At 70.6% G+C, this 12,807-nt stretch carries 13 protein-coding genes; 9 read left to right on the top strand and 4 right to left on the bottom strand.

Annotated elements, in window-relative coordinates:
- Window positions 1-20 precede the first annotated feature (20 nt).
- Together ACFC1J_RS08055 and ACFC1J_RS08060 are read right to left on the bottom strand one after the other, a co-directional pair.
- The gene (locus ACFC1J_RS08055; RefSeq protein ID WP_375904161.1) at window positions 21-914 is read right to left on the bottom strand and encodes a DNA-3-methyladenine glycosylase family protein; all 894 of its coding nucleotides are present in this window, start codon (window positions 912-914) and stop codon (window positions 21-23) included.
- Window positions 915-978: 64 nt separating this feature from the next.
- Window positions 979-1,845, bottom strand: a complete 867-nt coding sequence (locus ACFC1J_RS08060) for a sigma-70 family RNA polymerase sigma factor (RefSeq protein ID WP_375904163.1) — start codon at window positions 1,843-1,845, stop codon at window positions 979-981.
- Window positions 1,846-1,929: 84 nt separating this feature from the next.
- Between ACFC1J_RS08060 and ACFC1J_RS08065 the strand changes: the two genes are divergently transcribed.
- Window positions 1,930-2,424, top strand: a complete 495-nt coding sequence (locus tag ACFC1J_RS08065; protein ID WP_375904165.1) for a carboxymuconolactone decarboxylase family protein — start codon at window positions 1,930-1,932, stop codon at window positions 2,422-2,424.
- 33 nt (window positions 2,425-2,457) lie between these two features.
- On the opposite strand, the gene ACFC1J_RS08070 is transcribed toward ACFC1J_RS08065, so the two are convergent.
- Window positions 2,458-3,744 (bottom strand): MFS transporter, encoded by a 1,287-nt coding sequence (locus ACFC1J_RS08070; RefSeq protein WP_375904167.1) that lies wholly within the window; start codon window positions 3,742-3,744, stop codon window positions 2,458-2,460.
- 162 nt (window positions 3,745-3,906) lie between these two features.
- Here ACFC1J_RS08070 and rpsO point away from each other — a divergent pair, with 162 nt between their 5' ends.
- The 4 genes from rpsO (at window position 3,907) to ACFC1J_RS08090 (ending at window position 6,513) form a co-directional block, all read left to right on the top strand.
- Window positions 3,907-4,176 carry a 30S ribosomal protein S15 gene (rpsO, locus tag ACFC1J_RS08075; RefSeq protein WP_018187174.1) on the top strand — a complete coding sequence of 90 codons (270 nt, stop codon included), beginning with the start codon at window positions 3,907-3,909 and terminating at the stop codon, window positions 4,174-4,176.
- Between the two features lie 256 nt (window positions 4,177-4,432).
- Window positions 4,433-5,323: a hypothetical protein gene (locus tag ACFC1J_RS08080; protein WP_375904168.1), complete on the top strand. Its 891-nt coding sequence runs from the start codon at window positions 4,433-4,435 to the stop codon at window positions 5,321-5,323.
- Window positions 5,316-6,206: a hypothetical protein gene (locus tag ACFC1J_RS08085; protein ID WP_375904170.1), complete on the top strand. Its 891-nt coding sequence runs from the start codon at window positions 5,316-5,318 to the stop codon at window positions 6,204-6,206. Before ACFC1J_RS08080 ends, ACFC1J_RS08085 begins: the two co-directional genes overlap by 8 nt.
- Window positions 6,199-6,513 (top strand): transcriptional regulator, encoded by a 315-nt coding sequence (locus ACFC1J_RS08090; RefSeq protein WP_375904172.1) that lies wholly within the window; start codon window positions 6,199-6,201, stop codon window positions 6,511-6,513. The genes ACFC1J_RS08085 and ACFC1J_RS08090 overlap by 8 nt, the downstream gene beginning before the upstream one ends.
- Before the next feature lie 136 nt (window positions 6,514-6,649).
- Here ACFC1J_RS08090 and ACFC1J_RS08095 read toward each other — a convergent pair whose 3' ends face one another.
- Complete coding sequence (locus ACFC1J_RS08095) at window positions 6,650-7,654, bottom strand: isopenicillin N synthase family dioxygenase (RefSeq protein ID WP_375904174.1); 1,005 nt, start codon at window positions 7,652-7,654, stop codon at window positions 6,650-6,652.
- 164 nt (window positions 7,655-7,818) lie between these two features.
- Here ACFC1J_RS08095 and efeU point away from each other — a divergent pair, with 164 nt between their 5' ends.
- The 4 genes from efeU (at window position 7,819) to ACFC1J_RS08115 (ending at window position 12,807) form a co-directional block, all read left to right on the top strand.
- Window positions 7,819-8,811, top strand: a complete 993-nt coding sequence (gene efeU / locus ACFC1J_RS08100) for an iron uptake transporter permease EfeU (protein ID WP_375904175.1) — start codon at window positions 7,819-7,821, stop codon at window positions 8,809-8,811.
- Entirely contained in the window at window positions 8,808-10,040 is a 1,233-nt protein-coding gene (efeO, locus tag ACFC1J_RS08105; protein ID WP_375904177.1) for an iron uptake system protein EfeO, read from the top strand. Before efeU ends, efeO begins: the two co-directional genes overlap by 4 nt.
- A 1-nt stretch (window position 10,041) precedes the next feature.
- A complete protein-coding gene (efeB, locus tag ACFC1J_RS08110) occupies window positions 10,042-11,388 on the top strand; it encodes an iron uptake transporter deferrochelatase/peroxidase subunit (protein WP_375904178.1) in 1,347 nt (448 codons plus the stop codon).
- Window positions 11,389-11,592: 204 nt separating this feature from the next.
- Entirely contained in the window at window positions 11,593-12,807 is a 1,215-nt protein-coding gene (locus tag ACFC1J_RS08115; protein WP_375904495.1) for an LLM class flavin-dependent oxidoreductase, read from the top strand.

The following is a 12,807-nucleotide window of genomic DNA, read 5'->3' on the forward strand; positions in this document are numbered from 1 at the left end:
CTCTCATCGTGCAGCGAGGCTCAGGCCGCGGACTGATCGAGGAGCCGGGATCCGACGGCTCGCAACGACACGGCGGCCCAGGTGCGGAACGGGCGCCACGCCTCGGCGATCCGCTCCAGCTCGGCATCGTCCGGGGTGTGGTCGAGGCGGTACAGCGCCTGCACGGCGGCGCGCGTGTGATCCTCCTGCGTCGACAGCACGTCCACGAGCCCGCAGGCCCTGATGACGATGAGCGCGCTGTAGAAGGGGCCGATGCCGGGCAGGCGCTGGACGTCGAGCATGGCCTCCGCAGGCGTCATGCCGGCGAGCCGCTGCACGTCGAGCAGCCCGTCCAGCGCCGCGCGGGCGATCGCGTGCAGCCGCGGGATCCGGTCCGCGGGCAGCCCGGGGAACTCCTCGAGCGCGAGCAGCTGCCCGGGCAGCGGCAGTGCGGCCTCCGGGCGCCCGGCGAGGGCGAAGACCGCGCCGTGCTGTTCCGACAGACGCCGACGCAGGGCGATGCCCTGCCGTCGCGCGCGACGGGCCGACAGGACGGCCCACACCGCCGCCTCGTACGGGCTGTAGAAGTTCGAGGGACGGAAGCCCGGCGCCGCTGCGTGCACACGGGCGAGCACCGGATCCCCGGCGCAGACGGCGGCCCAGGCGCCGCCGTCGTGGTCGGCCGAGACGACGCGGGCCACCTGTGCCGCGATCGCGTCGAGATCGCCTTCCCCGTGCACCGTCAGGGCGAGCGCGTCGTCCTGCTGGCGTACTTCCACGCCGACCTGGGAGTCGAGCGCATCGGTGCAGAACGCCAGGCGCATGACGCCGTCGAAGGCGGATTCGTCGCGATGGCCGAATCCCATGAGGGCGACCTCGCGGAGGTCGTAGGCCCCGGAGAGGGGCAGTGCGGTGGTGCGGGTGGTGGCGCTCATGCCGCCAGTCTGCGCCGGGGCACGGACATTTCCGCGGCGGCCGAGCGACCCGCGGTCGGCGCCGTCAGGGCAGCGACAGGGCGGCGACCGCGGCGGGGCCGGCGAACGCGTCGATGGCGGAGATCCGCTCGCCGTCGACATCGAACGCCATGACCGAGACGGCACGGGCGCCGACCAGGACGACGACGCCGGGGAGACCGTCCACGAGCACGGGCTGGAGCACCGCGTCGGGGATCGCGAACATGAGCGCCCGCCCCGCGACTGCGGCGCCGCCGCGCACGAGCGCCGTCGCCGACAGCCCCTGCTCGATCCGCAGCTCGACCTCGGGGGACAGCAGCGACACGAGCCGGTCGAAGTCGCCCGCCCGGGCGGCCGCGAAGAACGCCTCCACGACGGGGCGCCGCTCGTGGGCGTTCCTGGCGCCGGCGACATCCGCCGAACGCACCCTTCGGCGCGCGCGGCTGGCCAGCTGCCGCACGGCGTCGGGGGAGCGTTCGAGCAGATCGGCGATCTGCTCGAACGGCACGTCGAACGAGTCGTGCAGCACGAACGCCACGCGCTCGGCGGGGGAGAGGCGCTCGTGCACCACGGTCAGCGCGGCGCCGACCGCTTCGGCCTGCTGCGCCTGGTCGAGGGGATCCGGTGCGCGCACATCCGCCTCGATGACCGGACCCGTCGCTTCGTCGTCGAGCGGGATCTCGCCCCGTGAGGCGCGCGAGCGCAGGACGTTCAGGCAGGCGCGGGAGGCGATCGTGGTCAGCCAGCCGCCGAAGTTCCGCACGTCGTCCGCGCCGGCCGCGGAGGCTCGCAGCCACACGTCCTGCACGATGTCGTCGGCATCGGCGGTGGAGCCGAGCATGCGCTGCGCGAGCCGGCGCAGCCGCGGTCGGTGCTCCTCGAAGCGCTCGGCGAGAGAATCCTCGTCCGTCATGTCACATCTCCTCCGGCCCGCGTGTCATCAGAGTGACCGTCCGGATCGGGCGGCAGCTGACACGAAGAACGGGAAGAGTCTGACATGACCATCGACCAGACCATCGACACCACGACGGCCGTCGCTATCACGGCGCGGATGCCTCACCCCGCGTTCCTGCTGGAGGGAGGCTTCGACGCGCTCTCCGCCCTGAGCGGCGTGGCGGCCTCAGCCGATCTGTCCCAGGAACTGCTGCACATGGTCCACCTGCGGGCCAGCCAGATCAACGGCTGCAGCTGGTGCACGATCGAGCACTCCAAGGAGATGCGCGCGGACGGAGCGGGCGACGAGCGGGTCTTCGGCGTCGCCGCCTGGCGCGAGGCCTCGTTCTTCACGGCGCGGGAACGGGCGGCGCTCGCGCTCACCGAAGCGCTCACCCGCATCGCGGACAGGACCGACCCGGTGCCGGACGAGCTGTGGGACGAGGTGTCGGCACAGTTCGATCGGCGTCAGCTGTCCGCGCTGATCCTGGCGATCAGCGCGATCAACGTGTGGAACCGCATCAACGTCGCGATCCGGCAGCCGGCCGGGCGGCGCTGACCTCCGCCGGGATCCGCGGTCCTCGACGGGGTGTCAGGGCTGCGGATCCTCGGCGTCGTACGCCCGGAAGCGCGGGCTGAGCCGAACGAACAGCGCCACGAGGCCGATCACGAGCAGGCCGCCCAGCAGCGGCGGGAACCACAGGGCGGTGAGCGAGGCCAGCGCTCCGGCGTACAGGGCGCCGAGACGCGGTCCGCCCGCGACCACGATGATGAACACGCCCTGCAGGCGACCGCGCATCGTGTCGGGGACCGCGGCCTGCATCATGGTGTTGCGATAGATCGAGCTGACGTTGTCCGCCGCACCCGAGAAGGCCAGGGCGACGCACGCGAGCGCGATCAGCAGCACGTTCGGCGAAGACACGGTGGCATGGCGGGCGGGGAGCATCGCTCCCACGAGCAGGACGATGCCGAACAGCGCGATCGTCATGCCGTACGCCTGTACGGCCCTGGCGATGCCGCGTCCGTGCCAGCGGTAGTGCACGATGCGCCCCGAGAACAGGCTCGAGAGGAACGTCCCGACCGCGACGGCCGCCGTCAGCAGGCCCGTGGTCACGGCGCCGCCGCCCAGGATCACGGTGCCGAGCGCGGGGAAGAGCACGAGGGGTTGGCCGAACGTCATGGCGCAGACGTCCAGGACGTACTGCATCCGGATGTTTCCGGCGCGGCGCAGGAAGCGCCAGCCGTCGACGAGAGAGGCGAGCCCCGGACGCACGATCTCGCCCTCGGGCAGCAGCTTCGGGAGCGTCCAGAGCCCCAGGAACATCGACAGCATGAGGATCACGTCGATCGTGTAGGTCCAGCCGTAACCGGTGAGCGCCACGAGGAGCCCGGCGAGGGCGGGGCCCGCCATGACCGTCATGCCGAAGGCCACGCCGTTCAGCGCGGAGGCGGGGGCGAGCATGTCGCGCGAAAGCAGCCGGGGGATGATCGCGGTGCGCGTGGCCATCCCGACCGAGTTCGCCGCGGCGATGATCATGCTCAGGGCGTAGAGCCACCAGATGGTCTCCGCGTGCGTCCAGGTGAGAGTCGCGAGCAGCGCGGTCGCGGCGAACGTGATGACGGCGGCGATGAGCGCGACCCGCCGGCGGTCGAAGGCGTCGGCGAGCATCCCTCCGTAGAGGCCGGCGAGGATCATCGGCACGAGCCCCGCGACGGCGATCATGGAGACGGCGAAGGTGCTCTGCGTGAGTGCGAACACGTGCAGCATGACGGTCACGATCGTGAGCTGCCCGCCGATGCCGCTGAGGGTGGATCCGATCCACATCCGGGCGAACGCCGGGCTCTGCCGGAACGGGCTCAGGTCGATCAGATGACTCACTCGTCGAGCGTATCGGCGCTCCGGGGGGCGTGGATCCGGTCCGGCGCGCGGTGCTGCCCGGTGCTGATAGACTTGGGCGGTTGCCGTTCGATCGGCCGCGGATAAAGAGAGCCCACGCATTCGGCGTCGGGCACCGCGCAGCAAAGAGGAAGGGGATCACCTATGGCACTGGAAGCAGACGTCAAGAAGGCGATCATCGAAGAGTACGCGACGCACCCCGGTGACACCGGATCCCCCGAGGTGCAGGTTGCAATGCTGACGCAGCGCATCAAGGACCTCACCGAGCACCTCAAGGAGCACAAGCACGACCACCACTCGCGTCGTGGCCTGTTCCTGCTCGTCGGTCAGCGCCGTCGTCTGCTCGGCTACCTCCAGGACGTCGACATCAACCGTTACCGGTCGTTGATCGAGCGTCTCGGACTGCGCCGCTAAGCAGCCAGCGTTCAATCGCGCAAAACGTTCTTGCGAGGCCCGTCCCACGGTGTGGGGCGGGCCTCGACCTTTGTCCGGGGCTGGGCGCGGATCCGCACGAGACACCAGATTCCGCATGAGACATCACGTCAGGCGCGGGGTCTCATGCAGGAAGTGGTTTCTCACGACCCGCGGCATTGATCCCCGATCGACTTTCCTGTAGGAAAGTGGGAGGAGCTTTCCTATAGGAAAGCTCACCGATGATTCGGGGGGATCGATGGAGCAGCAGCCCATGCGGGGTGCGGAACCTCTGGAACAGCCGGACGCGGCTACGGCGCAGGCGTATCTGGACGTGCTTCCGGATGTCAGGCAGCGTGCCGAGGGCGTGCTGGATCTCCGGCGGCTCGGGCGCTTGCACATCGTCGAGAGCATCGCAATCGCGCTGTACGTTGGCATCTTCTTCATCGCCTGGGGGCTCCATCGGCAGAGTCCCGAACTGCCCATAGCGCCGCTGAACGCGCTCGCCGTGTTCCTCATCTGGTCGTTCCTCGCGCGCGCCGTCAGGGAGCGCTACGGCGCGCGCCGCATGCTGCGGGGTGCACGCGCTGGTGTGTGCTACGGCCTGGCTGTCGCAGGCGCCGCGCTCGGTCTCGCGCTCGTGGTGATCGACGGGGTCACCGGGGCGTTCTCATGGTTCTGGCTTCCCGGGCCGCCACTGCTCTTCCTCGCCGGTGGGCTGGCGGCCGGTCTGTCGCTGCGGCACGAGGGACGGAACGACCTTCCCCGCCTCGCTCCGGCACGTGCGCCCTTTACCCGCACCGCACGGGTCGGCACGATGGCGGTGGGTGGGTGCCTCGCGATCAGCGCTGCCGTCAGCGGGGCGGCGGCCGTTCCGGGATGGGGTTCCGCCGTCAGCTCATTGGCGATGTTCGGAATCATGATCCTGTACCTCGTCGCGCTGCTCACAGGGTGGTGCGCGGATCTGGGCGAGACCTGGTGGGCCCCGCAGTGGATCATGTTCGGCTTCGGCGCGTCCGCCGCCATGGCGATGGTGCTCCTCGTGAGCACCCGTCCGGGGATCGCGCTGGCGACCGGCTTCGCTCTCGGCGCCGTGGTCCTGGTCCTGGCGGCGATCGTCAGCCTGCTCCCGGAGCGCGACGATGACTGAGGATCGCCGCGTCCACGGATCCGAGGGCGTGCCAGGGCGGGAAGCTGCGCGTGCCGCCCTCGACGCGCTGCCCGGCATCGCGGGGCGACGCGAAGAGGTGCTCGACCGTCACCGGCTGGGCCGGATCCTCTTCTTCGAGGCGATCGTCCCGACGACCGCCTTCGTCTCCTGGTTCCTTGCCCAGATGTTTCGGGATCCGTCCGTGAACGCACGGTCGTTGCCCACCCTGGCGTTGCTCGTCGTCATCGTGATGTGGAGTCAGCTCGCGCGCGGGCTCCGCGAACGATATCCCGCGGCACGGGCCCTTCGAGGCGCGGCGCGTGTCGTGCATCAGGTGCTCACCGTCGCCTCGGCTGCGGCGTTCGTGCTGGCCCTTGTGATCACGTTCCTGCGCGGCGACGCTCCCGTGGTTCTCGTCGCGCTCGGAGGAGTGCTGGGCCTCGGTGCCGGGCTCTGGGCGTGGGGCGCGATGCGCCGGGGTGCCGGTGACGCGGCCGCCGTCCCCGTCGCAGAGCATGCCGAGATGAACACCGCCGTGCGGATCGCCACAGGCTGCTTCGGCGTCGGGTTCGCACTGATCGCCGCAGTGAGTCCCTTGTTCGCCGCGGGCGAGGGCTTCCAGGTGCTCTCTGTGGTCGCCGCAGTGCTCGCGATGGCGTTCGCCGCGCTCGGACGCTTCCTGAACGCGGTGCCCGCGATCGGCGCGACGTGGCGTCCGCCGCAATGGACGGCGTTCGCGATCTCCGCGGTGATCGCCTGCGTCGCACCGATTCCGGCGTTCGCGAACCCGCTGCTCGGCGGCATGATCGGCGCCGTCGCGGCGGGGGCGATCCTGGTGTTCTTCGTGGTCGCAGCGCTCTGGCCGGCCGGTCCCGATGGCTGAGCCGCACCCGCGCATGCGCCTGGATGACACCTTCGCGGGCGCGATCCGCTTCTCGATGATGGCGGCCCTGCGCGACGGCGTGGAGATGGACTTCGCGACGCTCGCGCACGTGCTGCAGGCGAACGATTCCGCGGTGAGCAAGGCGATCGCCGCGCTGTCCGCGGCCGGCTACGTCGTCAGCCGGAAAGGCCAGGTCGGCACTCGGCCGCGCACCTGGGTGCGCGTCACAGCACCTGGCGCGCGGGCGTTCGAGGCGCATGTGCAGGCTCTGAGGGACATCGTGGCGGGAGGCGGGCCGGAGATCTGAGCCGCGAGTCTTCAACGAGTGACTGCGCGAGACACCAGATTCCGCATGAGACATCACGTCAGGCGCGGGGTCTCATGCCAGAAGTGGTGTCTCGCGAGCGCGGCTGCGAGCGCGACCGCAGACCCGCCGCCCTCGCTCAGACGGAGGCGCCCACCAGGTCCGCGTGGTGGATCGCCGCGACGTCCGGATGCGCGCGCAGGCGCGACTTCAGGGCGTTCTCGCCGTAGAGGGCGTGGATCGGGTTCGAGGGGTCCTTCGTGACGCCGCGTGCCTGCGCCGCCAGATCCGCAGGCAGGTCGATGAGCGGCAGTCGCGCATCGAGCGCGGGGTTGAAGAAGAACGGGATCGAGATCCGCTCGTCCGGCGCCTGCGGGGAGACCACCCGGTGGTTGGTCGCCTTGAGGTAGCCGTCCGTCGCGTACTCGAGCAGCTCGCCGATGTTGACGACGAAGGCGCCGCCGACCGGGGGAGCGTCGACCCAGGAGCCGTCGCGCTCCACCTGCAGACCGCCCTTGCCCGGCTCGACCCAGAGCAGGGTCAGCACGCCGGAGTCCTTGTGGGCGCCGACGCCCTGCTGCGGCTCGGGCTCGTGGGTGCCCGGGTAGCGGACGATCTTGATGAGGGTCGACGGATCGCCGAAGTTCTGCTCGAAGTAGGTCTCCTCGGCGCCGAGCGCGAGTGCCCAGGCGCGCAGGAGCGTGCGGGCCACGCCGGAGAGCTGCGCGTGCCACTCGGCCACGACCTCGCGCAGCTCGGGCTGGGCGTCGGGCCACAGGTTCGGGCCGATCAGGCGGTTGTAGGCGGCCCCGCCCTCGACGGCCTCGCGCTCCGGTCCGATGTCGATCTGCTCGCGCCAGTCCACCGCGCCCTGCGTGCGCTCGCCGCCGATGCGGGTGTAGCCGCGGAAGTGCGGGCTCTTGACGTTCTCGATCGCGAGCTTGTCGTCCTCCGGCAGTGCGAAGAAGTCCAACGCCGCCTGGTGCAGGCGACGTTCGAGCTCGGGGGTGACGCCGGTGCCGGTGAGGTAGAAGAAGCCGACGTCGTGGGTCGCGGCGCGCAGGTCATCGCGGAACGCCGCGGCGGCCTCGGGGCCCGCGTCGAGCTGGGACAGGTCAAGGATCGGGAGGTTCAGTTCGGCCATGAGGCGAGGCTAAGACGGCTGCCGCGGGGGTCGGCCGTTTGTTGCCGAGGATTACCGTCGCGGCTCCGCCCGCCGAGCTCGCGTCCGGAAGGCGGGGAAGCGGATGCTAGGCTCATGGAGGTAAGGGATGCCTTACCTCACAACTTCTCCAGGAACAGCCCCTCGTGCTCGCCACTTTCCTCATCGGCCTCCGTGAAGGCCTCGAAGCCGCGCTCGTCGTCGGCATCCTCGTCGCCTACCTGAAGCGGCTCGATCGCAAGGACGTCCTGCCGCGTCTATGGACCGGCGTCGGCGCCGCGATCCTGCTGGCGCTCGTGATCGGCGCCGTGCTGACCTTCGGCGCCTACGCCCTCACTTTCCAGGGGCAGGAGATCATCGGCGGCACGCTCTCGCTCGTCACGGTCGGCATGGTCACCTGGATGATCTTCTGGATGCGCAAGGCCGGACGCACCATGAAGGCCACGCTGCAGGGCGGCGTCGACCGCGCGCTCGAGGCGGGCACCGTCTGGGCGCTCGTGCTGGTCGGGTTCGTGTCGGTGGCCCGCGAGGGCGTCGAGACCACTCTGCTGCTCTGGTCGATGGTGCAGTCCTTCGGCGATGCGCCATCGGCGATCCTCGGGGCCGCGCTCGGCCTGGTGGTGGCGGTCCTCGCCGGGTGGCTGCTCGCTCGCGGCGCGGTCAGGCTCGACCTCTCCCGTTTCTTCACCTGGACGGGAGGCTTCCTCGTGATCATCGCGGCCGGCGTGCTCGCCTACGCGCTCAGCGACCTGCAGGAGGCCGGTGTCGTGCCAGGACCCTTCACCGCCGCCGCTCCGCTCGACGCCGCGGGCTCCGTGCTCGTCGGCTGGGCCGGCCTGCCCTTCGGCTGGGCCTTCGACGTCACCGCGGCGATCCGCCCCGACAGCGCGCTCGCCGTGCTGCTGCAGGCCACCGTCGGCTTCATGCCGCGGATGAGCTGGCTCCAGGTGATCGCCTGGGCGCTGTACATCGCGATCGTCGGCACGCTGTTCGTGCGCGGGCTGCGTCGCCCCACGCCCCGTACGACGCCGTCTTCCTCCGTTCCCGCTTCCGCGTCCTCCGCGACGCCCGTCACGACCGAGTCGGCGGCCACCCGTGCCGCGTCGACCGCCTCGCCCGCCCCTGAAGGAGCCTCATGACCATCGCCCGCCGACCGATCGCCGTCCTCGGCGCCGTCGCCGCCCTCGGCCTCGCCCTCACGGGCTGCGTCGCCAAGTCCGACGTCGCCGCCGGCGGGCGTCTGACCGTCTCGTCCACGGCCGATGCGTGCAGCGTCTCCGCCGCCACAGCGACCAGCGGCACGCTCGCCTTCGACGTGAGCAACAAGGGCGACGAGGTGACCGAGTTCTACCTGCTCGCCGAGGACGGCGTGCGGATCGTCGGCGAGGTCGAGAACGTGGCCCCCGGCGCGTCGCGCACCCTCACCGTCGTGGCGCAGCCGGGCAAGTACTTCACGGTGTGCAAGCCGGGGATGCTCGGCGCCGGTGTCGGCAGGACCGCGTTCACGGTCAGCGGCGAGAAGGTCGCAGAGACCGGAGGCGACGCGGCGCAGAAGCAGAAGGCCCTCACGCAGTACGCCTCGTATGTGAAGGACCAGGTCGATCAGCTGCTCCCCGCCGCGAAGACGTTCGCCGATGCCTATCGCGGCGGCGACGACGCGGCCGCCCAGGCGCAGTTCTCGACGGTGCGTGCGTACTACGAGCGCATCGAGCCCATCGCGGAGCAGCTGGGGACGCTCGACCCGCGCCTGGACTTCCGCGAGCTCGACGCGAAGGCCGAGGGCATCGACTGGACCGGCTTCCACCGCATCGAGAAGGACCTGTGGGCCCCGGCCGCTGGCGCGATGAACTCCGACGGCACCACCCCGGCGAACCAGGACTGGGCGCCGTCGACGCCCGCCGAGCGCGCGACGTTCGCCGACAAGCTCCTCGCGGACCTGCAGGAGCTGTACGACCACGTCCACTCCGACGCCTTCGTGAAGGACCTCGAGTCCCAGGGCATCGCCGGGATCTCCAATGGGTCCATCTCGCTCCTCGACGAGGTCGCCACCGGCAAGATCACGGGCGAGGAGGACTGGTGGTCCGGCACGGACCTCTCCGACTTCGCGGCGAACGTCGAGGGATCCAAGATGGCCTTCTCAGTCGTGCGCGAGTTCGCCGAGAGCAAGGGCGCCGAGGGCAAGAAGCTCGTGGAGCAGATCGATCGCGGGTTCTCCGCCCTGGAGGCCGAGCTCGCGGTGCACGGTTCGCTGAAGGACGGCTTCGCGCCGTACTCCACAGTCACCGAGGCGCAGAAGCGCGACCTCACCGACCTGCTGAATGCGCTCGCCGAGCCGCTCTCGAAGCTCACCAGCACGATCCTCGGCTGACATGACGGTCCCTGAGTCCCCGGAAGGATCCGATCGGCCCGCCGACGCGGCGCCGGAAGCACCCTCGACCGCCGACGCGCCCGCCGGGGCCGTGCCGGAGGGGGCGGCACCGCGCACCGGCATCAGCCGGCGCGGCCTGATCGGCTGGGCGCTCGGCAGCGGTGTCGCCGGCATCGCCGTCGGAGCCGGGGGCGCGGCCGCGGTCGCCGCGACCGGGGTGCTGGGCGGATCCGCTCCCGCGGACGAGTACGCCTTCGAAGGCGCGCACCAGGCCGGGATCACCACGCGCGTGCAGGAGCACCTGCACTTCGCGAGCTTCGACATGATGCCGCGCGCGAGCCGCGAAGACCTCGTCTCCCTCCTGCAGGACTGGAGCTATGCGGCGTCGCGGCTGACGAAGGGCCTCGACGTGAGCGCCTCGGGCGCCGTCGGGGGCTCTCCCGAGGCGCCGCCGGACGACACCGGCGAGGCCCAGGGGCTCACGGCCGCGGGTCTCACGATCACCTTCGGGCTCGGTCCGTCGCTCTTCCTCGCAGAGGGCGACCGGTTCGGGATCGCCGATCGGCGGCCGTCCGCGCTCGCCGATCTGCCGGCGTTCGTCGGCGACGCCCTCGACGCCGGCTACACGGGCGGCGACCTCTGCATCCAGGCCTGCGCCGACGACCCGCAGGTCGCGGTGCACGCCGTGCGCAACCTCAGCCGGATCGCGTTCGGACGTGCCAGGCTGCGCTGGTCGCAGCTCGGATTCGGGCGGACCTCGCGCACCGCCGCGGATCAGCAGACCCCGCGCAACCTCTTCGGCTACAAGGACGGCACGGCGAACATCCTGGCCGACGACGCCCAGGCCCTCGACGAGCACGTCTGGGTGGCGGAGAAGGACGAGCCCGCGTGGATGGCGGGCGGGTCGTATCTCGTCGCGCGCAAGATCGCGATGCTGATCGAGACCTGGGACCGGCTGCGTCTCGCGGAGCAGGATCGCACCATCGGCCGGGCGAAGGGCAGCGGTTCGCCGCTCTCCGGCGGCGGCGAGATGGCGGAGCCGGTGTTCTCCGGCTCGGCGATCGACGAGAATTCGCACGTGCGCCTCGCGCACCCGACGATCAACAAGGGCATCCGCATCCTGCGCCGCGGATACAACTACGTCGACGGCAACAACGAGCTGGGCCGCCTCGACGCCGGCCTGTTCTTCCTCTCGTACCAGCGCACGCCGGAGCAGTTCGTCACCCTTCAGAAGAAGCTGTCGACCGACCTCATGAGCGAGTACATCACGCACATCGGGTCCGGCATCTGGGCGATCCCGCCCGGTGCGCGGCAGGGCTCGTACGTCGGCGCGGCCCTGTTCGCCTGATCCGCCGGAGTGCGCCGGTCTGCTGCGGCCGGCCGTCGCGCAGCGCCCGTCCCTGCCGGGGCGGGCGTTCCCCGTCTGCGGATCCCCTGGCCGATGTCGAGGATCGCGGGAATACTTCTGGGTGGAGTACGTTTCATCAGATACATTCAAGTGAATAGAAATCTGAAGGAGACAGCAGTGAGCGAGTCGAGCACCTGGTCGGGCATGCAGTTCGGCCTCATGTCGGTCAGCGACATCACCCGCAACCCGGTCACGGGGGAGACCCCGAGCGAGCGCGAGCGGATCCAGAACACCCTCACGATCGCGAAGCACGCGGAAGAGGTCGGCCTCGACGTCTTCGCGATCGGCGAGCACCACAACCCGCCGTTCTGGTCGTCCAGCCCGACGACGTTCCTCGCCGCGCTCGCCGCGCAGACCGAGCGCCTGATCGTCTCGACCTCCACGACGCTCATCACCACGAACGACCCGGTGAAGATCGCCGAGGACTACGCGATGCTGCAGCACGTGTCGGGCGGCCGCATGGACCTCATGATGGGCCGCGGCAACACCGGCCCCGTCTACCCCTGGTTCGGCAAGGACATCCGTCAGGGCCTGCCGCTCGCGATCGAGAACTACGCGCTCCTGCATGAGCTGTGGACGAACGACGTCGTGGACTGGGAAGGCAAGTTCCGCACCTCGCTGCAGGGCTTCACGTCCACCCCGCGCCCCCTCGACGGCATCGCGCCGTTCGTGTGGCACGGCTCCATCCGCACGCCCGAGATCGCCGAGCAGGCCGCCTACTACGGCGACGGATTCTTCGCGAACAACATCTTCTGGCCGAAGGAGCACTACCAGCGCCTGATCGAGCTGTACCGGCAGCGCTTCGCGCACTACGGTCACGGCACGCCAGAGCAGGCGATCGTCGGTCTCGGCGGGCAGACGTTCATCCGCCCGAACTCGCAGGACGCCGTGAACGAGTTCCGTCCCTACTTCGACAACGCCCCGGTCTACGGACACGGCCCGTCGATGGAGGACTTCACCGAGATGACGCCGCTCACGGTCGGATCGCCGCAGCAGGTCATCGACCGCTACGCCGCGATGCGCGACCACTACGGCGACTACCAGCGCCAGCTGTTCCTCATGGACCACGCCGGCCTGCCGCTGAAGACCGTGCTCGAGCAGATCGACCTGCTCGGCGGCGAGGTCGTGCCGGTGCTCCGCAAGGAGCTCGCGCAGAACCGTCCCGAGATCGTGCCGGACGCCCCGACCCACGCCGCGCGCGTCACGGCCGTGTACGGCGACGGCCCGGCGCGCGAGGCGCGGCCCGGCGCGAACCGCGGCGACAACCTCACCGCGGGATCGCCCTACCAGGACGGCGGCGCGGTCCCTGCCGCGGCGGGATCGTCCTTCGGGGCTGCGGCCACGAAGGGAGCGAACTGA

The organism is Microbacterium sp. NPDC056052, assembly GCF_042266785.1.
Lineage (GTDB): Bacteria > Actinomycetota > Actinomycetes > Actinomycetales > Microbacteriaceae > Microbacterium.